Source organism: Negativicutes bacterium (assembly GCA_018052945.1).
Taxonomy (GTDB): Bacteria; Bacillota; Negativicutes; order JAGPMH01; family JAGPMH01; genus JAGPMH01.
This window is the reverse complement of the sequence record JAGPMH010000006.1, coordinates 1-22,229: the sequence shown is the minus strand read 5'-3', so window position 1 is coordinate 22,229 and position 22,229 is coordinate 1. Positions and strand designations below refer to the sequence as shown.

Sequence of the window (22,229 nt, the reverse complement as noted above, 5' to 3'; positions counted from 1 at the left end):
AATGTCGCAAAATATTAATGAACCAATGTTGGAGATGTTCATTTTTGAAACAACACAATTGCTAGAACAACTTGAGCAAATTGTAATGAGAAGTGAAAAAAATGATATGTTTGATAATAATGATGTTAATGAAGTTTTTAGAATAATGCATACTATAAAAGGTTCATCTTCAATGATGTTGGTAAATGAAGTTGCAACATTGACGCATTCATTGGAGGATATATTTTATCAATTGAGAAGTGATAATTCTCTGAATTTTGATTGTAGTGAATTGGCTGATATTATTTTAGAGTCGATAGATTTTATTAAAGACGAAGTAGGAAAAATGCAAAATGGCACTGATCCTGATGGTGTTGCGCAAGAACTAATTAACAGAACTAAAAGCTTTTTAGAAAATTTAAAGTTAAATGTTAAGTCTGATAATGTTGCTCAAGAAAAACCTAAAATTGAAAATCAACAATACTATATTAGTGCGGACAAAAATAAAAGTAGTGATAATGAAAATTATTTTTTAGTAACAGTTTTTTTTGATGCGGAATGTGATATGGAAAATATCAGGGCATATACTATTGTTAATTTTGTAAAAGATATAGCTAGTGAGATACAGTTTAAGCCACAGGATATATTAGAAAATGATCAATCTGTTGACGTTATAAAAAAAGATGGTTTTAAACTGTGGTTTAAAACCGAGGCAAAATATAGTGAAGTAGAAAAACTGATTGATGGAACGCAGTATTTAAAGAAAATGGAAGTTAAGCAACTTGATGATTTGGCACAATATCAAGAATTATCACAGGAACAAACAAGAGCAACAATCAATGAAATTTTCTTGAGTGATGAAACTATTAAACCAACGGAAATTATAGTTCCGCAAATTACTGAAGAGAAGAATAAAAACACTAGTGAAAGCAATCATATTACTCAAGAGGTTATCAGTGTACAAGTAGCTAAACTTGATATGTTGATGGATTTGGTGGGAGAGTTGGTTATAGCGACAGCAATGGTGACCGAAAATCCTGACTTGCAAGGGTTAGAATTGGATAATTTTCAAAAAGCATCAAGACAGTTAAGCAAAATAACTTCTGAATTACAAGATAGTGTGATGTCTATTAGAATGGTTCCATTAGCTGGGACATTCCAGAAAATGAATAGAATCGTTAGAGATATGTCTAAAAAACTAAATAAAAAGGCAGAGTTGGTGTTGATTGGTGAAGAAACAGAAGTTGATAAAAATGTTATTGAACATATATCCGATCCATTAATGCATTTAATCAGAAACTCATTAGATCATGGGGTTGAATTACCGGATGAAAGAACTAATAAAGGGAAAAATCCGGTGGGGACAGTGACGTTAGAAGCGAAAAATACTGGTAGTGAAGTAATAATAAGCATTTCTGATGATGGTAAAGGTTTGGATCGTGATAAAATCTTAACTAGAGCAAAAGAAAATAACTTATTGCGTAAACCGGAAAATGAATATAGTGATAAAGAAATTTATAATTTCATTTTTGAACCAGGATTTTCAACTAAAGAAAAAATTACAGAGTTTTCTGGTCGTGGTGTTGGTATGGACGTGGTAATGCAAAATATTAATGCTATTGGTGGAAATATTATTATTGATAGTACTCCGGGGAGTGGTAGCATTATAACTTTGAAAATTCCATTAACGCTAGCAATTATGGAAGGAATGATAGTTGCAGTCGGTAAAAGTAGTTATACGATTCCGATAAAGACTATTAGAGAAACTTTTAGACCAACTGATAAGCAAATTATAATAGATCCCGATGGAACAGAATTAATTATGGTTAGAGGAGAATGCTATCCAACGATAAGATTACATAATACTTACAATATTGAAACTGCTATTAAAGAATTTACTGAAGGAATTGTGATTATGGTAGAAACTGATCATATGACGATTGGTGTGTTGGCTGATAAATTAATTACAAAGCAAAGTATTGTAGTTAAACCAATTCCGCTTTATATTAAAAATATTAATAATATCAAAGGGATTGCCGGCTGTACTTTACTGGGTGATGGTAGCATTAGTCTTATTATTGATCCGGCGGGGCTTAGCTCCAGAATTAATTAAAGAAGGTGAAACTAATATGAATTCCGAAGCAGAAGTTCTACTGGAAGAAGATACGCAGAAAAATAAGTTTCTTACTTTTGTGATTGGTAATGAAAATTATGGTATTGATATCAAGGTGGTTACGGAAATTATCGGTATTCAGACTATTACAACAATTCCTGAAATGCCGGATTATGTTAAGGGAATTATTAATTTGAGAGGAAAAATTAATCCTGTAATTGATATGCGCTTAAAGTTTAAAAAAAATTATGTACCTTACAATGACCGAACTTGTATCGTTATCATTGAAGTAGAAGGAATTGCGGTGGGCTTAATTGTAGATAGTGTTTCCGAGGTTATAGAAATAGCTGAAGAAAATATTGTTTTGCCACCAAATGTTAAAAATAACAGTAATAAATATGTAAAAGAAATTGGTAAAGTAGGTACAGATGTTAAACTTATTTTAGATTATTACAAGCTTATTTTCGAAGTTGATTCCTGATAATGACGCATAAGTTACAGATTATTTAGGTGATAATTATGAAGAATATTACTGATGAAGAATTTAGATTATTAGCAGATTATATTAAGGCTAATTTTGGGATAAATTTATCAGAACAAAAGAAAACTTTATTAGTTAATAGACTTTATAAACTGGTAGCAAGCTTAAATTTAAATAGTATCACTGATTATTATGAATATCTTTTAAATGAAAAGAGTGGCAAAGCGAAAATTGAACTTGTTAATAATATTACGACTAACCATACTTTTTTTATGCGAGAAATAAGTCATTTTAAATTTTTTGCGAATGAGGTTTTGCCTTATATTTCAAAAAATATTAGAGATTATGATTTGAGAATTTGGACGGCTGCTTGTTCTACCGGTGAAGAAGCTTATACTTTAGCAATGATTATTGATGATTTTTTTTCAGAAGATGCCTTAAGGTGGAATAAAAAAATTTTAGCAACTGATATATCGGAAAAGGCATTAAATTGTGCGATGAAAGGCCAGTATAGTGGTAATGAAATTGCTGGCTTACCTTCAAGCTGGAAACTTAATAAAATGAAAGAAGTTGAAAAAAACATTTATCAGATAAAGGAAGAAATTAGAAGTGAAATAATTTTTCGAAAGTTTAATTTAATGACAGATGTTTTTCCGTTTAAAAAGAACTTTCAAACTATTTTTTGTCGTAATGTAATGATTTACTTTGATTATGAAACAAGAAAAAATCTAGTTAAAAAATTTTATAAGGCCTTAGAGCCAGGTGGCTATTTGTTTGTAGGACATGCCGAAACAATAGAACGAGGTAATAGTGGTTTTAAATATGTTATGCCTTCAGTGTATAGAAAGGAATAATTATTATGAAAAAGATAAGAGTTTTAATTGTCGATGATTCTTTATTGTTTCGTGAAATTTTTTCCAAAATGTTAAATTCTGATCCTAATATTGAAGTTGTTGCAACAGCAGCAGATGCTTTTGAGGCCAGAGATAAGTTATTGCAATATCATCCTGATGTTATGACTTTGGATGTACAAATGCCTAAAATGAATGGAATAGAGTTTTTGCGCAGATTAATGCCACAATATCCTATTCCAACAATAGTAATTAGTGGTACTGATGATTCTGATGATTCTGTATTTGAAGCGATTAGTTTAGGAGCGGTAGACTTTGTAAAAAAACCTGATGGCAATATTGTTGTAACTGGTAAAGAGTTTTTTGATGATTTAATTTTCAAGGTGAAAATTGCGGCAGCCGCCAAAGTACAAAAAGAAAAAAATGTTATCAGAAAACCAGTGATTGAAGAGCGGATAAGTCACAGCAAAAAGAAAATCGTTGCTATCGGGGCGTCAACAGGTGGAACTGTTGCGATTACTAATTTGCTAGAAGGAATATCACCACCGATTCCACCAATTTTAATAGTACAGCATATTCCTCCGGTTTTTTCGAATATGTTTGCCCAAAGATTAAATGAGACATTTAGCTTTGATGTAAAAGAAGCGGAAAGTGGTGACTTAGTATTACCGGGCAGAGTTTTGATTGCACCTGGCAATAAACATATGATTGCGAAGAAAGTTGGTTCGACCGTTAAGGTTGAATGTTTTGAAGGAGAAAAAGTAAACGGACATTGTCCAGCAGTTGACGTATTATTTGATTCAATGGCAGCTTTTGGTAGCGAGGTTGTTGGGGTTATATTAACAGGAATGGGCTATGATGGTGCTAAAGGTTTATTAAAGATGCGTACGCAAGGGGCTTATACCATTGGACAAAATGAAAAGAGTTCAGTAGTTTATGGGATGCCAAAAGTAGCCTATAGCATTGGTGCAGTTGAAATACAATTATCATTGGAACAAATTGCAGGAAAAATAAATTCAGTTGTATAAAAAGTTGGTGGGGAAAATATGAAAAAAGAAATCAACATTAAAAATTTATTACTGGAATCGCTTGATTGTGTAGGTGATGGTGTAATAATAACTGATATTTTATCTAACATTATTTATGTAAATGATGCTGGTGTCAAAATTATCGGCAATAAAGAAAATATTTTGCACAAAACTTTTACCGCAGGGTTCCCAATTTTTAATGTAGATAATAAAAATAATTTATTAAATCCTGTAAAAACAGCGATGGAAAAGAAAAAAACAACGGGCTTAGTACGTGGTACGGTTTTTATCAATGAAAAGGGTGAAAATATATATTTATCAGCAACTTGTTCGCCAATAATAGAAAATAATGAAGTGATTGGCGGAATAGTTGTTTTCCGTAATATTAATAAAATAAAAGACTTAGAGCAAAGAATTTATGATGAGAGTAATAGTCTGAAAAATATTTTTAACAGTGCACCGATGGGAATGTGCTTAGTAGATGATAGTGGACATATTGTAAGTATGAATAATGCGGCGATAACGTTAGCTGGTAATAAGGATGTTATTGGAAAAGCTTTTGGTAGTGCCTTTTTATGCAAAGGTCACATTGAAAGTGAATTAGGCTGTGGTTATGGAGAAAGCTGCAAAAAGTGTGAAGTTAATAAAGCAATAATAAAAGCGTTGGTTAGTGAAGAAACTACTGAATATATTGAAAAAAATTTTGAGGTTTTAAACAGTGAAAATGTTAAATGGTTAAAAATTGCAATAGCACCAACTAAAATTGGTGGTAAAAAAAATATTATTGTCAACATTCTTGATATTACCGATAGTAAAGAACGAGAATTGGAGTTATCTAGGTCTAGAGATTTTCATTTAAGCATTTTAGATAGTTTCCCAGGGTTAGTTTGGTGGGCTAAAGAAAAAGGTAATCGGTATGTTAATGATATGTTTGTTGAGTTCACCGGTAAAAATAAAGAGGAAAGTTACGGCACTAAATGGCTGAAAATGGTTCATCCTGATGATCAAAGAGAATATTTTGAAAGATATTGCAAAGAGGAAGGGTTTGAAGCTGAAATAAGGATGAAAGGTAAAAATGGTGAATATCAGTGGTTTTGGTGTATTAATAGAGAGTTTTTCGATATAAATGGTAAAAAAGATGGTATCATTGGTATTGCCTTTGATATTACCCAACGTAAAGAGTTTGAATTCGCGGTTGAACGTACAAAATCACAATATCAGTCATTATTTATGAATATGCAGAGTGGTTTTACTTATAATAAAGTTATACCACATGTTAAGGAAGGTTATATTGATTTTGAGTACTTAGAAGTAAATGAACACTTTTTAAATATGACTGGACTTAGTAGAGATGAAATTGTTGGTAATTATTACTCTGATATAATGGAAGACTGCTTTGAACAGCAAAATGAATGGTTAATGATTACGTATGATATTGCGCATAAAGGTCAAGGCCGTTACAATTGTGAATTTTTTTGTCCGGTCAGCAAGAAATGGTTTTCTTTATCTAGTTATAGCTTTGAAAAAGAAAAATTTGCGGCGATATTTACCGATATTACTGAGCGAAAACTGGCCGAGCAGGCAATGAAAAAATCGAAAGAAATAGCCGAAGAAGCCAATAAAGCTAAAAGTACGTTTTTAGCCAATATGAGTCATGAAATTAGGACGCCGATTAATGGAATGTTAGGGATGATTGACTTAACACTGTTGACTAGTTTAGATGAGGAGCAACAAGATAATTTACAAACGGCTAAAATGTGTGCAAGATCTTTGCTGAAAATAATAAATGACATTTTAGATTTTTCTAAAATGGAAGCCGGTAAGATGGAAATAGAAACTATTGCTTTTTCACTAAAAGAATTGGTAGATACTATTATTAAGCCACATAAAATAAATGCAATTAACAAAAATTTAAAATTTATGTGTGATTTTGCGCTTGAAAGTAAAAAATTAATTTTAGGTGATCCTATTAGATTAGAGCAAATTTTAAATAATTTATTAACAAATGCCATTAAGTTTACTCAAACAGGCTTTGTGGAATTAAAGGTTAAAAAAATTATTGGCGGTAATAATCAAGAATTTATTTATTTTACGGTTAGAGATACTGGTATTGGCATAGCCAAAACTGATATTGATAAATTATTCAAGTCCTTTAGTCAAGTGGATGGTTCAATAACTAGAAATTTTGGTGGAACCGGTTTAGGGCTGAATATTAGTAAGCAACTTATTGAAATGATGGGTGGAGAAATTTGGGTTGAGAGTGAAGTTGGTGTTGGTAGTAGCTTTAATTTTTACATTCCCTATACAACAATTACGAAAAAGCGAAAAAAAGCTGTGAGTTGTCTTAATAATACAAAAATTGAAGAACGGAATATTTTAATTGTTGAGGATGATAAAACCAATCAAATTGTTTTACGCAAAATGCTAGAAAAAATGGGTTATAAAACAGTGTTAGCCAGTAACGGCTTAGAGGCAATTAGAATGGAGTTAGGTAGTATTGACTGTATTTTGATGGATATACAAATGCCAATGATGGATGGGGTTGAAGCCACAAAATATATTCGGCAAAGAGAAAAAAATTATAATCGGCACTTGCCGATTATTGCACTTACCGCTAATGCGATTAAAGGGGATCGTGAACGATATTTAAATAGTGGGATGGATGATTACTTATCAAAACCAATCGATATGATAGAGTTGCGTGACAAAATAGAAGGTGTTTTTTTTGAAAAAGTCGATAATAGCATTGACGAAAAATTTGACTGTCAAATTTTTTTGGAAGCTTTAGAAAAACCAGTTACCAATGAAAGTAATGTGGTTAACATTGAAGATTTAATTAGAGGATTAAGAATAGCAAGCGAAGCAGCAGACTATGATAAAATTGCTGAAATAGCGGGAACTTTAAAAGATTATTATAAAGAGGCAAAAACTGAAATATCAGATGCTGCCTTTAAAATACAAATGGCAACGCGAAAAAATGATTTATCAACAATAAAGCAATGTTTAAATGAAATCTTGACAATGCTGTAACAACATAAGAGAGGGGTTTGTTAAAATGAGAATTTTAATAGTAGAAGATGATTTAGCGAGTAGAAAAATTATGCTGAAAATTTTATCTAAATATGGAGAGTGTGATGTTACAGTAGATGGCTTGGAAGCAGTTGACGCCTTTATGCTAGCACAAAAAGAAAATAAACCTTATGACTTAGTATGCTTAGACATAATGATGCCTAAACTTGATGGAGTAAAAGTTTTAAAAGTGATAAGAAGCTTAGAAGATAAAAAAAATATTCAGGAAGGTAAACAAGTTAAGGTTATTATGACCACTGCTTTAGCCGAGAAGCAATATGTTGATAAAACATTTGAACTTGGTTGTCAAGCTTATGCTAATAAACCGATTGATGCTATAAAATTTAAAGAAGTTTTAGAAAAACTAGCATTGATATAGAAAAAAGAGTATTTAAATAATGAAATTATTTAAATACTCTTATCTTATTTTTTAAGGTGAAACGGGATTGTTGTAACAATAACATTTTCTTTTAAAATTAAAAGAGTTCTTAAAATAAAACCAGTTTGATTGTGAAGAACTCTATGCCACCATTTTTTTGTTTCGAATTCGGGAATTAAAACGGTGATAAAGTCTTCAGGATTTTTCTTACTAGCTACTTCGTTGATGAAATTTAAAATAGGTCGATTGACCATTCGATAAGGTGAATAAATTGTTATTAATTCAACCCCCGGGTTCCAATTTTGCCATTTAGCTTGATTTTTTTGCCCGGTGGCTTCATCAGTTACGACATTGATAACAAGAATATCGGTACTGATTGATTTAGCATATTTCATAGTTTCGGCAACCAGTAATGTGGGGCTGGCAATTGGCATAATAACGATATTTTTACCGATTTTTAAGTTTGCTTCAATATCTGGATTTAATTCTGATACCGGTAAATGTAATTGTTCAGCCATATCCATATAGTGACTTTTTATTTGTTTGAAGGTTTTAACCATGAAAGGAATAAAGATAACAACCAACCAAGCGCCATAAATAAATTTTGTAAAGCCGATGATTAAGACAATTATTCCTGTTACAATAGCCCAAAGGCATTTAGCATTGCGCGAGGAAGACACCCGGAGGTTTTTTCGCGGTGCCAGTGGATAACCATACCGGCTTGAGCAATCGTAAACGATAAGAAAACACCAATAGCATAAAGTGAAATCAGATGTTCAATGTTTCCTTGATATAATACGATCAAAATAGCAGCAATTATTGTCAATAAAATAATACCGTTGGAAAAGTTTAATCTTTCACCTCTAGCGCCGAGATAGCGCGGCATGTAACCATCTTTAGCTAAGATAGACAATAATGGTGGTAAGCCGTTAAACGAGGTGTTTGCTGCTAAATATAATATTAACATTGTCGTTATTTGGATGTAGTAATAAATCCAGCCTCGTCCCAACGTTATTTCAGCAAGTTGTGATAGCGCGGTTACTTCGGCTAAGGGATTTATATGATAATGCATTAATAAAAATGTAATGCCGAGAAACATCAAGCCTAATAACCCTGACATTAAATAGGTTGTTACTTGTGCATTTTTAACTTCAGGCTTTTTAAACATAGGAACGCCGTTAGAAATCGCCTCAACACCAGTCATTGAGCTACAACCATTAGCAAAAGCACGGAGAATTAATCCTAGCATTGTCCAATCGAATTGACGTTGCAATGACTCTTGCGGAATAATTGGCGCCACGCCGGTAAGTGCCTGATATACTCCAGATATTATTAGCATCAATATCCCTAATATAAACGCATAAGTAGGAAAAACAAAAGCCGTAGAAGATTCTCTAACACCACGAAGGTTAACAATCATTAAAATACCTAATAATACCAATAAATCAATCATAACTTCATGGTGCGCAAATTGTGGAAAAGCCGATATTATGGCGACAGTGCCGGCTGATACACTAACTGCAACTGTTAATGTGTAGTCGGCAAATAAAGCGGATGCAGCAACTAAAGCCGGTATTTCGCCAAGATTTTTGATGGCGACGGAATAAGAACCGCCTCCGCCGGGATTTACTTTAGCCACTTGAGAATAAGAAATAGTAACAATAAATAATAAGGCCAAAATAGCTAAAGCGATGGGACCTAGAAAACCATAGGCGACTAGCCCAGGAATGGATAGTACTAGTAAAATTTGTTCAGGACCATAGGCCACTGACGATAAAGCGTCGGAAGAAAAAAATTGCCAATGCTTTCCATTTCGGGAGATTTTCTTCTGATAACTCTTCGTTGTGTAAGGGCTTACCTATTAAAAAGTGCCTTAACATGCGAAAAATATTATAATTCCACCCTCCTGATAATTAAGATAACTACTACATTATACAGATTTTATATGATAAATAAAGATATTTTTAAACCAATAAATAATTATTATTGATAAAATTATCTTGATTAAAATAGTGAAAATTTTCTGATATATTTTACAATAGATAGTTTTAAGTGATATAATAAGAATTAAATATTTAATTCTTATCTGTTATAAAACCTTAAAATATTCTCATTAGATTACAAAAAAATATTAAAAAAAACAAAAAACATGAAAAGTTTACACTTATACATAAAAAAACAGCAAAATACATCTAAAAGTGTATTGCTTAGTCTTTTTATTCAATGTAAAATAATATAAAAGATTTCTATAATAATTAGAGAAGGAAATTTTAAAGTTTATACAGCATAGAGGCAGTAGTCTATTCTGTTGACATAAAAGTCAACAGTTTTATTATTTTTAAATACTTTTATTATTTGCTTAGGGAAAGGATGAATAGTTTATGAGTGAATTTGGTGGCATTGGTATTTTGTTAGTAATTGCATTGGTTTTTCCGTTAATGGCATTGATACCGTCTTGGTTTATTCAACCCAGACAGCCTAATGAGGAAAAGTTAAAACCATATGAATGTGGTGTTGATACAGTTGGGAAAACATCAGTACAATATCGTGTAAGTTACTTTTTATATGCACTGGTGTTTGTTGTTTTTGATATCGAAACTATTTTCTTATACCCGTGGGCTGTTAAATTTCAAAAGCTAGGGTTGTTTGGCTTAGTAGAGATGCTAATTTTTATTGGTATTTTAACCATGGGCTTGTGGTATGCATGGAAAAAGGGGGCTTTAACATGGAAATAGTAGATTTAGTACCAGACTCACTAAAAGAAAATGTAATTGTAACCTCGGTTGATGATTTATTTAAGTGGGCTAGAGGTAACTCTTTGTGGCCGTTAACTTCCGGCTTAGCCTGTTGTGCGATTGAAATGATGTGTTCAGCAGCAGCTAGATTTGATGTATCGAGGTTTGGTTATGAGGTTTTTAGACCGTCGCCACGACAAGCTGATTTATTGATTGTTGCCGGAACTTTAAGTTATAAAATGGCAGGACCGTTGAAACGCTTATATGAACAAATGCCTGAGCCTAAGTATGTTATTGCGATGGGAAACTGTGCTAATTGTGGTGGACCATTTACTGATTCATATTCCGTAGTACCGGGAGTCGATAAAATAATTCCAGTTGATGTATATATACCAGGTTGTCCGCCAAGGCCGGAGGCATTGATTAATGGTCTTATTCAATTAAAAGAAAAAATTAAAAATCCAAAAGTAGCGAGGTTGCATGAAAATGAGTCAACAATATCTAAATAAAGAGCTGTTAGAACAATTGCAAGCTGATTTTCCAGCAATAGTTGAAATTTTTGGTGAAAGTGCACCTTATCAGATTATTGTTAACCAAAAAAACATTTTAGAAGTTTTGGAATATTTAAAAAATAATAAGCAATTTGATTTTTCGATGCTTAATAACTTAACGGCAGTTGATTATAAGGAATACTTAGAAATAGTCTATCATTTATATTCATATGATAAAAAACATATGGCAATCGTAAAAGTAAGACTAAGTAAAGAAAAACCTAGTATTGAATCTGTAGTGCCAATATGGCAGACTGCTGATTTTCAAGAAAGAGAAGTTTTCGATTTGTTTGGAATATGGTTTAAAAATCACCCTAATATGAAAAGAATTTTATTGCCGGAGGACTTTGTCGGACATCCATTATTAAAAGATTTTCAAATGTTGAATGAGGAAAAGAGGGGTTAAAATGCCACATAGTGAAAAATACATACTGAATATGGGACCTCAACATCCAAGTACTCATGGTGTTTTACAAGTTGAATTAGAGTTAGATGGTGAAAGAGTTTTAAAAGCTACGCCACATATGGGCTATTTGCATAGAGGCATTGAAAAATTATTGGAATCTCGGACCTATGCACAAGGCTTACCATATACAGATAGACTTGATTATGTTTCAGGGATGAATAATAATTATGCTTTTTGTCAAACAGTAGAAAAATTAGCTAATATTGAAGTTCCTGAGCGGGCTGAATATATTAGGGTTATTATGGCTGAACTTAATCGGATTGCCAGTCATTTAATTTTTATTGGTACTTTAGCAATTGATTTAGGTGCCAGTACAGGAATGATTTATGCTTTTCGTGACAGAGAGAAAATTTTAGATTTATTTGATTTGGTCTGTGGAGCTAGAATGACATTCCACTATATAAGAATTGGTGGAGTTATTGCGGATGTTCAATCAGAGTTTATTAAAAAGACCAAGGAGTTTATTAAATATGCTCCGAAGATGATTGCCGAGTTTCATGGTCTTTTATCAGGCAATGAAATTTTTTATAATCGCTTAAAAGGCACTTCGACAATTACAAAAGACCAAGCTTTAGCTTTAGGTTTAACCGGTCCGGTATTGAGGGCAAGTGGCTTTAATTTTGACCTTAGAAAAGATCAACCTTATGGTGTTTATGATAAATTTGATTTTATTGTGCCAACCGGAACTAACGGTGATAACTGGGATCGCTATATGGTCAGAGTTCAAGAAATTGAAGAGAGCTTAAAAATCATTGAACAAGCACTGGAAATGATGCCGGAAGGTGAGTTTATGGCAAAGGTGCCAAAAGTTTTAAAGCCGCCAGCTGGTGAAGTTTATCATAGACTGGAAAATCCTCGCGGAGAATTAGGGTTTTATATTGTCAGTGACGGCAGTACTAAACCTTATCGTGTTCATGTAAGACGACCATCTTTCATTAATTTACAAGCATTGGATTTATCTTGTCGTAAGATGCTTTTAGGAGATGTCGTAGCAGTATTATCAACATTAGACCCGTTAATGGGTGAAGTTGACTGTTAATAATTTGGTTGGGCGGGTGAAATTATGCAAGAGTATTCAGGACTAGCAAAGTTGTCGGCTGATTTACAATGCTTTTTATTGGGGTTAATTGGCAATGCTGACGTAGTCGCTTTAATTATGATTTTAGTAAAAATTGCCGGTATTTTTGCAGTTGTTTTAACATCAGCAATAGTATTGGTATATATGGAGCGTAAAGTATGTGGTTTTATGCAAGATCGGATTGGACCAAATCGAGTTGGGCCACGTGGGATGTTGCAATCTGTAGCTGATATGCTTAAATTGCTGGGAAAAGAAGATATTATTCCTAATGGTGTTGATAAAATGGTATGGGCGTTGGCGCCAATGCTGTTATTTGTACCGGCAGCATTGGTATATTCAGTGTTTCCGTTTGATAATGGTGTTGTTTTTGCTGACTTAAATATTGGTATTTTCTTTATAATTGCGATTGCTTCGCAAAGTATTCTTCCCTTTTTGATGGGTGGACTTGCTTCGAATAATAAATATTCACTAATTGGTTCAATGCGTACGGTTGCGCAGATGTTAAGTTATGAAATACCGATGGTATTTTCATTGCTAGGGATAGTAATGTTGACCGGGTCACTAAAAATGAGTGATATTGTTGCGGCACAAAGTGATCTTTGGTTTATTGTATTACAGCCGTTTGCTTTTATTATCTTTGTTATTGCTTCTACCGCTGAAACAAATCGTACCCCGTTTGACTTAGTAGAAGGTGAATCGGAAATTATCGCCGGGCCTTTTACGGAATATAGCGGGATGAGATGGGCGTTATTTTTCTTAGCAGAGTATGCTAATTTATTAGCGGCTTCAATTATTACTACGACATTATTTTTAGGTGGGTGGCATGGACCGTTTTTACCGGGAATGATCTGGTTTTGGTTAAAGGTTTTTGCGATGGTTTTCCTCTTTATGTGGTTTAGATGGACGTTCCCACGCCTAAGAGTCGATCAATTATTAGCGTTTGGATGGAAAATATTATTGCCGGTGGCATTAATCAATGTCTTGGTAACAGGTGTAGGAATTTATCTGTTTAAGATGTAATCAAAATAGAAAGGATGTGTTAGCATGAAAGGTAAGGGATTACTAAAAGGGATGAAGATTACTTGGCAACATTTTTGGGGCAAAAAAGAAACCGTAATGTATCCCGAAGAAAAGCTAACAATGACTGAACGATTTCGTGGTGGAACACTTGACCTTAATATAGATAAATGTATTTCTTGTAAATTATGTGAAATTGCTTGTCCGAATAAAGCTTTATCACTTAAAGTTTCAATAGATGAACAAAAGAAACGCCATTTAGAAGAATATATATATCACTCCGGTAAATGTTTAATGTGTGATTTATGTATTGAGGCTTGTCCAACGAAAGCTATAGAATGGGATAAAAATTACGAAATGTTTTCTTATCATAGAAATAGCTTAGATCATGATTGCAAAGCGGTTGCTGAGCAGAAAAAAGCTAAAGCTGATGCACAAGGAGTGAAGTCTGATGAATGATCTTGCAGTTAGTATTGCGTTTTATGCATTAGCGCTAGTGACAGTATTATCAGCAGTAGGGGTTGTTTTTAAGAAAAACATCTTGCATAGTGCGTTGTTATTAGCTGTTTGTTTTATTGGGGTTGGCGGAATTTATGTATTGTTGCATGCCGATTTTTTAGCGGCAGTACAAATTCTAGTTTATTCAGGAGCGGTAGCTGTCATCATAACATTAGCAGTGATGTTAACTAAGCGTGATGTCATGGAAGAAACTAATCCTAGCAATAATAATTTTAAAAGTTCCATAGCAGTAGTTGCTAGCTTTATCTTATTAACTTTACTAGCTATTTTAGCTACGCCATGGAAAATAGCTGATAATGTTATCAATAACTCAGTAGAATTACTGGCTGACTTAATGTTAACAAAGTTTATTATTCCATTTGAAGTTGCAGCAATTTTGTTATTAGCAGCAATGATTGGTGCAATTATTTTAGCTAAAGGAGTGAATGAAGAATGACAATCGGGTTATTACATTATTTAACTCTGGGTGCTATTTTATTTGGGATTGGTTTATATGGTGTGTTAACGAAAAGAAATGTAATTGCCATTTTAATGTGTATAGAATTGATGTTAAATGCAGTTAATATTAATTTCATTGCCTTTAATAAATTTATTCAAGTATCAACATTAACAGGACAAGTAATGACTATTTTTACCATTACGGTAGCGGCAGCTGAGGTAGCGGTAGGATTAGCATTAGTATTTAGAATTTATCGCGATAATTATACGGTTCTTGCTGATAAACTTGATAACATGAAATGGTAGGAAGGTAGGTGCTTTATGTTTAGTCAGTTTGCGTTGCACCATGCATGGTTAATTCCGCTATTACCGGCGATAGCCTTTTTGATCATCGGACTAGGTGTTAAAAATTGTTACAAAACTGCAGCTACTGTTGCAATATCTTGTAGTACAACAAGCTTTATATTAGCTTTAGGTGTTGCTATGGCTGTATTTAATAATAATATTACCGTGGATAACCCATTTGTTCAAAGAATACCATGGGTTAATATTGCTGGGCTTAATATTGATATGGGTGTATTAATCGATCCAATCACTACAATGATGTTGTTTGTAGTTACTTTGGTATCGTTATTGGTGCAAATATATTCAGTAGGATATATGCACGGCGATAACGGATTTGGCAGATTTTTTGCATATTTATCATTGTTTGCTGCTTCCATGCTTGGGTTAGTGATTGCAGTTAATTTTGTGCAGATGTTTGTTTTTTGGGAACTGGTAGGTCTTTGTTCTTATTTATTAATTGGTTATTACTTTTATAAAATATCAGCGCGAGAAGCTGCTAAAAAAGCTTTTATGACAACGCGAGTAGGCGATTTTGGACTGCTATTAGGAATTTTATTAATTCAAATAGTCTTTGGAACGCTTGATTTTATTCAACTTAGAACGATGATTCCTGAATATATTGCGGTGTACGGAACGACGGCTCTTACGATTATTGCAATTTTAATTTTTGTTGGACCGATTGGAAAATCCGGACAATTTCCACTGCATGTATGGTTACCTGATGCAATGGAAGGTCCAACTCCAGTTTCAGCTCTTATTCATGCCGCAACAATGGTTGTTGCGGGGGTGTACTTAGTGGCTAGAGCGTATTTCTTATTTAGTGCGCTACCAATGGCGATGGATGTTATTGCTTGGTTTGGTGGTATAACAGCTCTTTTTGCCGCTAGTATTGCGTTTACACAAAGAGAAATCAAAAGAATTTTGGCATATTCTACTGTAAGTCAATTAGGTTATATGATGTTAGCATTAGGAGTGGGATCGCTTACTGCTTCAATGTTTCATTTAATGACTCATGCCTTTTTTAAAGCTTTATTATTCTTAGGTGCTGGTGCGGTAATGCATGCCCTTAATGACGAAGCTGATATTTTTAAAATGGGTGGCTTGAGAAAGAAAATGCCGATAACCTTTATTACGATGGCTATTGGTGTGGCAGCTATTGCCGGCTTACCACCGTTTGCAGGCTTTTTTTCAAAAGATGAAATTTTAGTAGCAACAGCAGCCGTGAGCACGCCACTTTATCTGATGGCGGTTGTGACTGCCTTTATGACAGCTTTTTATATGTCTAGATTGTTATTTGTGACTTTCTTTGGCACTGCTAATAATGAATATCACCCACATGAAGCGCCAAATAGTATGAAATTACCACTAATTGTTTTAGCGGTGTTAGCAGTAGTAAGTGGCGTAGTAGGACATTTCTATGGTTTTGGAGAATGGGTTCGCTTCGGTGTTGCACATCATGGCGGTATTGATTGGCAAGTTGCAATTACTTCAACAATCTTATCAATAATAGCAATAAGTTCAGCTTGGTTAATATATGGAGCGAAAATTATTTCTGCCACGACTTTAAAAGAAAAATTTGGTTTATTATATACTATAAGTTTTAATAAATTTTATGTAGATGAATTATATGCTTTGCTAACAAAATACTTTGTTGATGGCATCGGAAAAATCTTATATTGGATAGATGTAAACATTGTTGATGGTTTTATTAATGGCTTAGCAAAAATTACGGACTTTATTGGAGATGTTTTAAGAAAAACCCAAACCGGTCAAGTTCAACAATATGTCTTTATCTTTTTTTGCGGAGCATTATTATTAATAGTCTTTAGCTTTGTATATTTGATAAAATCGTTGTTAGCTGGCTATATGGGAGGTGTATTGTAAGATGACAACATTTCCTTTAATGACAGCAATCTTATTAATGCCTTTAATAGGGATGTTAGTATTATGTTTTTTACCAAAAGAGCAAGAAAAAGCTATCAAAAATATAGCGGCAGTAGCGATGATGATGGCTTTGGGAATGACGATTTATGCTTATGTTAATTATGATTTTAGTATTGGTGGAATGCAATTTACACAAAGTATTCCATGGATTACTGACCTTGGAGTTAACTATGCGGTGGGTGTTGATGGAATATCTTTACCATTACTATTTTTAACTAATTTAATTGGCTTAGCAGCAGTTTTCTCTTCTTGGAATGTAGTAGATCGCGTTAAAGAATTTTTTGTGCTACTGTTGATTCTTATTGCCGGTGTAGCCGGAACTTTTATTGCTTGCGATTTATTCATCTTTTTATTGTGCTACGAATTAGTTGTAATACCTATTTACATAATGGTTATTATGTGGGGATCGACGAAACGGGTGACTAAAGAATATGCAGGGATGAAGTTAACTATTTATTTATTGTTGGGTTCAGCTTTTATGTTGGTAGGCGTGGTAGCACTTTATCTACAAGCTTTTCCAGCTGAATATCGTACTTTTGACATGAATTTGTTAGCACAAGCGCATCTATATGGATCGCTAAGTGAACCGTTTCAAATTTTCATCTTTTTCTTATTTTTAATTGGCTTTGGTTCATTGTTATCAATGTGGCCTTTTCATAGTTGGTCTCCGGATGGTTATGCCGGTGCCCCAACGGCAGTATCAATGATTCATGCCGGTGTCTTAAAGAAAATTGGTGGATATGGATTAATTAGATTGGGGTTACTAATTGTTCCGCTAGGTGCTAAATTTTGGGCACCATTAATTGCACTATTGGCTGTTGTCAATGTAATGTATGCAGCTTATATTGCGTTGGTGCAAAAAGATTTAAAATATGTAATCGGTTATTCTTCGGTATCTCATATGGGCTATGTCTTAATTGGTTTTGCTTCGCTGAATGTTATTGGTATTACCGGTGCGGTTGCCAATATGGTAGCACATGGTGTTATGAGTGCCTTATTCTTTGCAATGATTGGTTATGTTTATGAAAAAACGCATTTGCGCAGTACTGATGAATTAGGTGGCTTAGCGCATCAAATGCCTAAAATTGCCACTGGTTTTATGCTTGCCGGAATGGCTTCATTAGGACTACCGGGCTTAATTAGTTTTATTCCGGAGTTTACAATTTTCATTGGCGTTTTTCAAACTTATCCATTATTAGCAATATTGTCAATTTCGGGCATAATTTTTACAGCTTTATATACTTTAAGGGTTTTGGCAAATGTTTTATTTGGACCACGCTTGCCAAAACTTGATAGCTATAAAGATGCTACTGGTGTAGAAGTACTGCCGTTAATAATCTTAGGAACGGTGTTAATTGGCTTTGGTTTATTTCCGCAACTTTTAATGGGGATGGTTAATAGTGGTGTAGAACCATTAATGCCATTATTAGAAAGACTGGATAATATTTCCGGGTTGCTAGGAGGGGTATTAAAATGAATTTTTTAGCAATTAGTTCCGAAATAGCAACGACAATTTTAGCGATGGTGATCTTAGGAATTGATTTATTAATGCCTAAAGAAAAATCGCGTAAATGTTTAGGTTATATTACTGTTATAGGCTTAGTAGGCGTTTTTATTGCGATCTTTAATCAGTATCACCTTGGTAATGCACCGACATTTGTTCAAAATTTATTTATTATGGATAATTTAGCGTTGTTAATTAAACAAATGTGTTTGTTAGCAGTAGGTTTTACAGTGCTATTTTCAGTTGATTTTGTAGAAAAATTGCCGAAACATCATGGTGAATTTTATGTTTTGATATTGTCCGCATTAATTGGGATGATGGTTATGGCTTCTGCAAATGACTTTTTAACATTATTTGTGGGCTTAGAGTTGATGGCAATATCTTTCTATGTATTAGTAGGCTATGCCTTAAAAAGCTCTAATTCTAGTGAAGCTGGCGTTAAATATCTGATTGTTGGTTCAACCTCCAGTGCGATCATGTTATATGGTGTGAGTTTGGTTTACGGAACAACCGGTAGTATTATTTTTCAGGAACTGGCGGCAAATTTTGCGTTATATTCTACGGCTGCTTTAGTGGGAATTTTAATGGTGTTAATTGGCTTTTTCTTTAAGATGTCAATTATTCCGTTTCATATGTGGGCGCCGGATATTTATCAAGGTGCACCAACACCGATTACGGCATTGTTGGCAACGGCATCAAAAACTGCGGCAGTGGCCGCGTTAATTCGAGTTTTATTTATGGCTTTTGCAATTGTTAAAATCTATTGGTTACCGGTGTTGGTTTTATTGTCAACACTATCAATGATTGGCGGAAACCTAATGGCGCTTCGGCAAACTAATGTAAAGCGGCTACTAGCTTATTCGTCAATAGCACAAGCTGGATATATGTTAATTGGTATTATCGCAGCAGATGCTGCGGGAATTAAGGGTGTATTGTTTTACACTTTAATTTATATCATTGCTAATATTGGGGCATTTAGTGTCTTGATTGCTGTCGATAAAAACTATGGTGAAGCTGAGTTTAGCACTATTGCGGGCTTAGGACAAAGAGCACCATTGCTAGCGGCTGTACTGACAATATCACTCTTGTCGATGGCAGGGATTCCACCGATGGCTGGGTTTGTTGGTAAGTTATATTTGTTCACTGCTGTTGTAGAAAAAGGACATTTGTTACTAGCGTTTATTGGCTTTATTATGTCGATGATTTCGGTTTATTATTATCTGCAAGTTGCTAAAACCATGTATATTGATAAACCTGCTAGTAGTGAAAAAATAGAGTTAACTTTTGCGATAAGAGTAACAGTATTGTTAAGTTTAATTGGAACGGTAGTACTAGGCATTTATCCTGAACCAATTTCAAACTTTATTAATATGGTAATTAGTACATTATAAAAAAAGGGTGGCTATACTATTAATTAGGTATAGCCACCCTTTTTTGCTTAAGCAAGAGGGATTTTAATACTTATAATTGTGCCGGTATCAATAGTTGAAGTTACTTCAAAGGTTCCGTTAATTCTTTTTGTCCGTTCTGCCATTGATGTTAAGCCAAAGCCTGTAAGTTCATTCTCCGGATTAAATCCAACACCATCATCACTAATTGTTACAGTGATTAAATCTTGATCTACCTTAAATGTAATAAGGCAATTTTCCGCTTTAGCGTGTTTTACAATATTTGAAAGTGCTTCTTGAATAATGCGAAATAAATGTAAATCAATGAGGTTATTATTAGCATAAACTGCCGTGCTTAACGGTGATATTAAAATAATATTAAGTCGATACTCTTGTTTTACCCAGTTTATATATTTTTCCAAAGCCAAAAGAAGATTATTGTGTTCTAGCTTAAAATATTGAACGCCTTTAATGTATTCACGAGCATCGGTATAAGCGTTTTTTGTAATTTTGACTAGTTTTGTTAAATTTAAAATACTTTTATCAATTTCTTTACCTTTAAGGCTATGAATAATATCTTGAATTTGAAAACTAATGTAACCTAGCGTTTGACATAAATCATCATGAACTTCGCGCGCTAAAGAATGTCGTTCTTCAATAATAGCTAAAGATTTTTCGTGTTCTAATAAGCTCTGTTGCTCTTGTTTTTGCTTGGTTATCCAAAGGAGCAGATTAAAATATTGTTTTCTAACATAATATTACTATAATAAAGGCCATGCCAAGGATTTGATAAAATCACTAATAAAAAAGTTGTGGTAGTTAGCAAAATAAAGGATTGAAGTTTCAAGGGGATTAACTTAATTTGTCCACTAATTTGCAAAATAAATAAAAGCCATAAATAAGGTGATAGCAAAGAAGTCGCTTGTGCCCAAATAACCCAAAAAGATTTATCAGCTAAAGTCTCGCTAACAGCTAACATTAGCATTGTTACTAACCAAAATGTTTTTGATAATTGCAAGTAAACTTGGACTTTAGCTCCAATCATTTTCTTAAATTGCCAAGTGTAAGTCGCTAAAATCAATAAGCCAGCAATGGCTAATAAAAAAACCTTAACATTAATGATTGGACTAAAAGTTTCAATTTCCATAAAATACAAATCCTCTACAACGAATTTTCATGCACACTTATTGCATAAATATATTAGCAAAGTATAATGAACACTATTTTATAAAATTTAAAATCTCAAGCTTAGCATCTTGCGAAGCTTGTTCACCAATATACCCATTTTTAAACATTGCATTTAAAACAATTGCTTGACGAGTTTTTGCTGCACCGAAATTTACATATGGCGAATACACTGAAGGAGCATTGGGGATTCCTGCTAGCATGGCGCTTTCAGCAATATTTAATTCATAAGGAGATTTGCCAAAATAACCTTGACTAGCATCAGCAATGCCATAAAACCCAGCTCCAAAATAAATACTATTAAGGTAAAATTCTAAAATCTCATCTTTAGTATATCTTTGCTCTAAAACTAAAGATAATATGATTTCTTCAACCTTGCGGTTAACTGTTCGGTCGTTATTGAAAAATAAATTTTTGACTAATTGTTGCGTAATAGTGCTAGCGCCTTCTTCAACTTGACCATGTTGTAGATTAACTAAGGTTGCCCTAATAATACTTTCGATATCAATCCCTAAATGTCGGTTGAAACGATTATCTTCAACAGCAATGACTGCTTGTTGCATTGTTAAGTTAATATTTTTAAGTTTAGTGTAATTTTTGATGTTTTTTTCTTTTAATGCAATATCAACTGCTTCAGGAAGAAAAATCAGCCGTTTTACTTTATCGTAGAAACTTCCAGCGGTTATTAGTGAATCGTCAATAGCTTTATTGTTAACTGTTGCTGAGTTGTGATAGTCATTAAATAGATTATTTCCACCGGTCAGCCAAAAACTGATACCGAAAATTAATAACAACAATAGTAACTTTATTTTACTCATAAATTATCTCCTAAAAATTAAAGTATCCTTATCAATAATAAATCTATTTTACATTAATATCAGTAGATTTGCCAGAAGCAGTAAGTTTAATAAAATAATAATAGTTTTTATCAATAAAAAGGCAGGAAATATAAGAAATAATTAGAAATTATACAAAGTAATTGCAAAAAAAAATCCTTGCAAAATTATACACCAACAATGTATAATTATAAATAGTTAAAGGGGGTATTATTGTGAAGGTCAGTGTTATAGGTGCTACCGGTTATGCCGGAGCTGAATTGTTAAGATTATTGCACAACCATCCGATGGTTGAAATTGTATATATTACATCAGAAAGTCAA

21 protein-coding genes and 2 pseudogenes are annotated in these 22,229 nt (G+C 33.3%); 18 read left to right on the top strand and 5 right to left on the bottom strand.

Annotated elements, in window-relative coordinates:
• Position 1: 1 nt before the first annotated feature.
• Genes KBI38_01710 through KBI38_01685 form a run of 6 tightly spaced genes read left to right on the top strand, consistent with a single transcriptional unit; the run spans position 2 to position 7,900 of the window.
• Positions 2-2,092, top strand: a complete 2,091-nt coding sequence (locus tag KBI38_01710) for a chemotaxis protein CheA (GenBank protein MBP8628775.1) — start codon at positions 2-4, stop codon at positions 2,090-2,092.
• 16 nt (positions 2,093-2,108) lie between these two features.
• A complete protein-coding gene (locus tag KBI38_01705) occupies positions 2,109-2,573 on the top strand; it encodes a purine-binding chemotaxis protein CheW (protein MBP8628774.1) in 465 nt (154 codons plus the stop codon).
• A gap of 38 nt (positions 2,574-2,611) precedes the next feature.
• On the top strand, positions 2,612-3,427 hold the full coding sequence (locus tag KBI38_01700; protein ID MBP8628773.1) for a protein-glutamate O-methyltransferase CheR: 816 nt from the start codon (positions 2,612-2,614) through the stop codon (positions 3,425-3,427).
• Positions 3,428-3,432: 5 nt separating this feature from the next.
• Positions 3,433-4,452 carry a chemotaxis response regulator protein-glutamate methylesterase gene (locus KBI38_01695; GenBank protein MBP8628772.1) on the top strand — a complete coding sequence of 340 codons (1,020 nt, stop codon included), beginning with the start codon at positions 3,433-3,435 and terminating at the stop codon, positions 4,450-4,452.
• An 18-nt stretch (positions 4,453-4,470) separates the two neighbouring features.
• Entirely contained in the window at positions 4,471-7,482 is a 3,012-nt protein-coding gene (locus tag KBI38_01690) for a PAS domain S-box protein (protein ID MBP8628771.1), read from the top strand.
• Positions 7,483-7,507: 25 nt separating this feature from the next.
• Positions 7,508-7,900 (top strand): response regulator, encoded by a 393-nt coding sequence (locus KBI38_01685; protein ID MBP8628770.1) that lies wholly within the window; start codon positions 7,508-7,510, stop codon positions 7,898-7,900.
• Positions 7,901-7,944: 44 nt separating this feature from the next.
• Here the strand turns inward: KBI38_01685 and KBI38_01680 are convergent.
• Positions 7,945-9,789, bottom strand: a pseudogene (locus KBI38_01680) (APC family permease).
• A gap of 492 nt (positions 9,790-10,281) precedes the next feature.
• On the opposite strand from KBI38_01680, the gene KBI38_01675 reads away from it, so the two are divergent.
• Genes KBI38_01675 through KBI38_01625 form a run of 11 tightly spaced genes read left to right on the top strand, consistent with a single transcriptional unit; the run spans position 10,282 to position 19,888 of the window.
• Positions 10,282-10,635: an NADH-quinone oxidoreductase subunit A gene (locus KBI38_01675; GenBank protein MBP8628769.1), complete on the top strand. Its 354-nt coding sequence runs from the start codon at positions 10,282-10,284 to the stop codon at positions 10,633-10,635.
• Positions 10,626-11,144, top strand: a complete 519-nt coding sequence (locus KBI38_01670) for an NADH-quinone oxidoreductase subunit B (protein ID MBP8628768.1) — start codon at positions 10,626-10,628, stop codon at positions 11,142-11,144. Before KBI38_01675 ends, KBI38_01670 begins: the two co-directional genes overlap by 10 nt.
• Entirely contained in the window at positions 11,122-11,592 is a 471-nt protein-coding gene (locus KBI38_01665; protein MBP8628767.1) for an NADH-quinone oxidoreductase subunit C, read from the top strand. The genes KBI38_01670 and KBI38_01665 overlap by 23 nt, the downstream gene beginning before the upstream one ends.
• A 1-nt stretch (position 11,593) precedes the next feature.
• On the top strand, positions 11,594-12,691 hold the full coding sequence (locus KBI38_01660) for an NADH-quinone oxidoreductase subunit D (protein MBP8628766.1): 1,098 nt from the start codon (positions 11,594-11,596) through the stop codon (positions 12,689-12,691).
• A 24-nt stretch (positions 12,692-12,715) separates the two neighbouring features.
• The gene (gene nuoH / locus KBI38_01655; protein ID MBP8628765.1) at positions 12,716-13,750 is read left to right on the top strand and encodes an NADH-quinone oxidoreductase subunit NuoH; all 1,035 of its coding nucleotides are present in this window, start codon (positions 12,716-12,718) and stop codon (positions 13,748-13,750) included.
• A 24-nt stretch (positions 13,751-13,774) separates the two neighbouring features.
• The gene (locus KBI38_01650; GenBank protein MBP8628764.1) at positions 13,775-14,206 is read left to right on the top strand and encodes a 4Fe-4S binding protein; all 432 of its coding nucleotides are present in this window, start codon (positions 13,775-13,777) and stop codon (positions 14,204-14,206) included.
• Entirely contained in the window at positions 14,199-14,702 is a 504-nt protein-coding gene (locus KBI38_01645; GenBank protein ID MBP8628763.1) for an NADH-quinone oxidoreductase subunit J, read from the top strand. The genes KBI38_01650 and KBI38_01645 overlap by 8 nt, the downstream gene beginning before the upstream one ends.
• A 2-nt stretch (positions 14,703-14,704) precedes the next feature.
• Complete coding sequence (gene nuoK, locus KBI38_01640) at positions 14,705-15,010, top strand: NADH-quinone oxidoreductase subunit NuoK (protein MBP8628762.1); 306 nt, start codon at positions 14,705-14,707, stop codon at positions 15,008-15,010.
• A gap of 15 nt (positions 15,011-15,025) precedes the next feature.
• Positions 15,026-16,933 (top strand): NADH-quinone oxidoreductase subunit L, encoded by a 1,908-nt coding sequence (gene nuoL / locus KBI38_01635; protein MBP8628761.1) that lies wholly within the window; start codon positions 15,026-15,028, stop codon positions 16,931-16,933.
• Position 16,934: 1 nt separating this feature from the next.
• Positions 16,935-18,470 carry an NADH-quinone oxidoreductase subunit M gene (locus KBI38_01630; GenBank protein MBP8628760.1) on the top strand — a complete coding sequence of 512 codons (1,536 nt, stop codon included), beginning with the start codon at positions 16,935-16,937 and terminating at the stop codon, positions 18,468-18,470.
• Positions 18,467-19,888, top strand: coding sequence for an NADH-quinone oxidoreductase subunit N (locus KBI38_01625; protein ID MBP8628759.1), 1,422 nt, complete (start codon positions 18,467-18,469; stop codon positions 19,886-19,888). The genes KBI38_01630 and KBI38_01625 overlap by 4 nt, the downstream gene beginning before the upstream one ends.
• Positions 19,889-19,935: 47 nt before the next feature.
• Here the strand turns inward: KBI38_01625 and KBI38_01620 are convergent, their stop codons facing one another.
• From KBI38_01620 to KBI38_01605, 4 genes and pseudogenes are all read right to left on the bottom strand, one after another.
• Positions 19,936-20,313: an ATP-binding protein gene (locus KBI38_01620; protein MBP8628758.1), complete on the bottom strand. Its 378-nt coding sequence runs from the start codon at positions 20,311-20,313 to the stop codon at positions 19,936-19,938.
• A gap of 36 nt (positions 20,314-20,349) precedes the next feature.
• A pseudogene (locus tag KBI38_01615) lies at positions 20,350-20,616 on the bottom strand (hypothetical protein).
• On the bottom strand, positions 20,601-21,032 hold the full coding sequence (locus KBI38_01610; protein ID MBP8628757.1) for a hypothetical protein: 432 nt from the start codon (positions 21,030-21,032) through the stop codon (positions 20,601-20,603). Before KBI38_01610 ends, KBI38_01615 begins: the two are co-directional and overlap by 16 nt.
• A gap of 73 nt (positions 21,033-21,105) precedes the next feature.
• Entirely contained in the window at positions 21,106-21,888 is a 783-nt protein-coding gene (locus tag KBI38_01605; GenBank protein MBP8628756.1) for a transglycosylase domain-containing protein, read from the bottom strand.
• A gap of 233 nt (positions 21,889-22,121) precedes the next feature.
• Between KBI38_01605 and argC the strand changes: the two genes are divergently transcribed.
• The coding region (gene argC / locus KBI38_01600) for an N-acetyl-gamma-glutamyl-phosphate reductase (protein ID MBP8628755.1) at positions 22,122-22,229 on the top strand (108 nt) is incomplete at its 3' end.

Excerpts from the sequence above, each read along its gene's own strand:
- KBI38_01710 (MBP8628775.1), top strand. The coding sequence starts at position 2 with ATGTCGCAAAATATTAATGAACCAATGTTGGAGATGTTCATTTTTGAA.
- KBI38_01705 (MBP8628774.1), top strand. The coding sequence starts at position 2,109 with ATGAATTCCGAAGCAGAAGTTCTACTGGAAGAAGATACGCAGAAAAAT.
- KBI38_01700 (MBP8628773.1), top strand. The coding sequence starts at position 2,612 with ATGAAGAATATTACTGATGAAGAATTTAGATTATTAGCAGATTATATT.
- KBI38_01695 (MBP8628772.1), top strand. The coding sequence starts at position 3,433 with ATGAAAAAGATAAGAGTTTTAATTGTCGATGATTCTTTATTGTTTCGT.
- KBI38_01690 (MBP8628771.1), top strand. The coding sequence starts at position 4,471 with ATGAAAAAAGAAATCAACATTAAAAATTTATTACTGGAATCGCTTGAT.
- KBI38_01685 (MBP8628770.1), top strand. The coding sequence starts at position 7,508 with ATGAGAATTTTAATAGTAGAAGATGATTTAGCGAGTAGAAAAATTATG.
- KBI38_01675 (MBP8628769.1), top strand. The coding sequence starts at position 10,282 with ATGAGTGAATTTGGTGGCATTGGTATTTTGTTAGTAATTGCATTGGTT.
- KBI38_01670 (MBP8628768.1), top strand. The coding sequence starts at position 10,626 with ATGGAAATAGTAGATTTAGTACCAGACTCACTAAAAGAAAATGTAATT.
- KBI38_01665 (MBP8628767.1), top strand. The coding sequence starts at position 11,122 with ATGAGTCAACAATATCTAAATAAAGAGCTGTTAGAACAATTGCAAGCT.
- KBI38_01660 (MBP8628766.1), top strand. The coding sequence starts at position 11,594 with ATGCCACATAGTGAAAAATACATACTGAATATGGGACCTCAACATCCA.
- nuoH (MBP8628765.1), top strand. The coding sequence starts at position 12,716 with ATGCAAGAGTATTCAGGACTAGCAAAGTTGTCGGCTGATTTACAATGC.
- KBI38_01650 (MBP8628764.1), top strand. The coding sequence starts at position 13,775 with ATGAAAGGTAAGGGATTACTAAAAGGGATGAAGATTACTTGGCAACAT.
- KBI38_01645 (MBP8628763.1), top strand. The coding sequence starts at position 14,199 with ATGAATGATCTTGCAGTTAGTATTGCGTTTTATGCATTAGCGCTAGTG.
- nuoL (MBP8628761.1), top strand. The coding sequence starts at position 15,026 with ATGTTTAGTCAGTTTGCGTTGCACCATGCATGGTTAATTCCGCTATTA.
- KBI38_01630 (MBP8628760.1), top strand. The coding sequence starts at position 16,935 with ATGACAACATTTCCTTTAATGACAGCAATCTTATTAATGCCTTTAATA.
- KBI38_01625 (MBP8628759.1), top strand. The coding sequence starts at position 18,467 with ATGAATTTTTTAGCAATTAGTTCCGAAATAGCAACGACAATTTTAGCG.
- KBI38_01610 (MBP8628757.1), bottom strand. The coding sequence starts at position 21,032 with ATGGAAATTGAAACTTTTAGTCCAATCATTAATGTTAAGGTTTTTTTA.
- KBI38_01605 (MBP8628756.1), bottom strand. The coding sequence starts at position 21,888 with ATGAGTAAAATAAAGTTACTATTGTTGTTATTAATTTTCGGTATCAGT.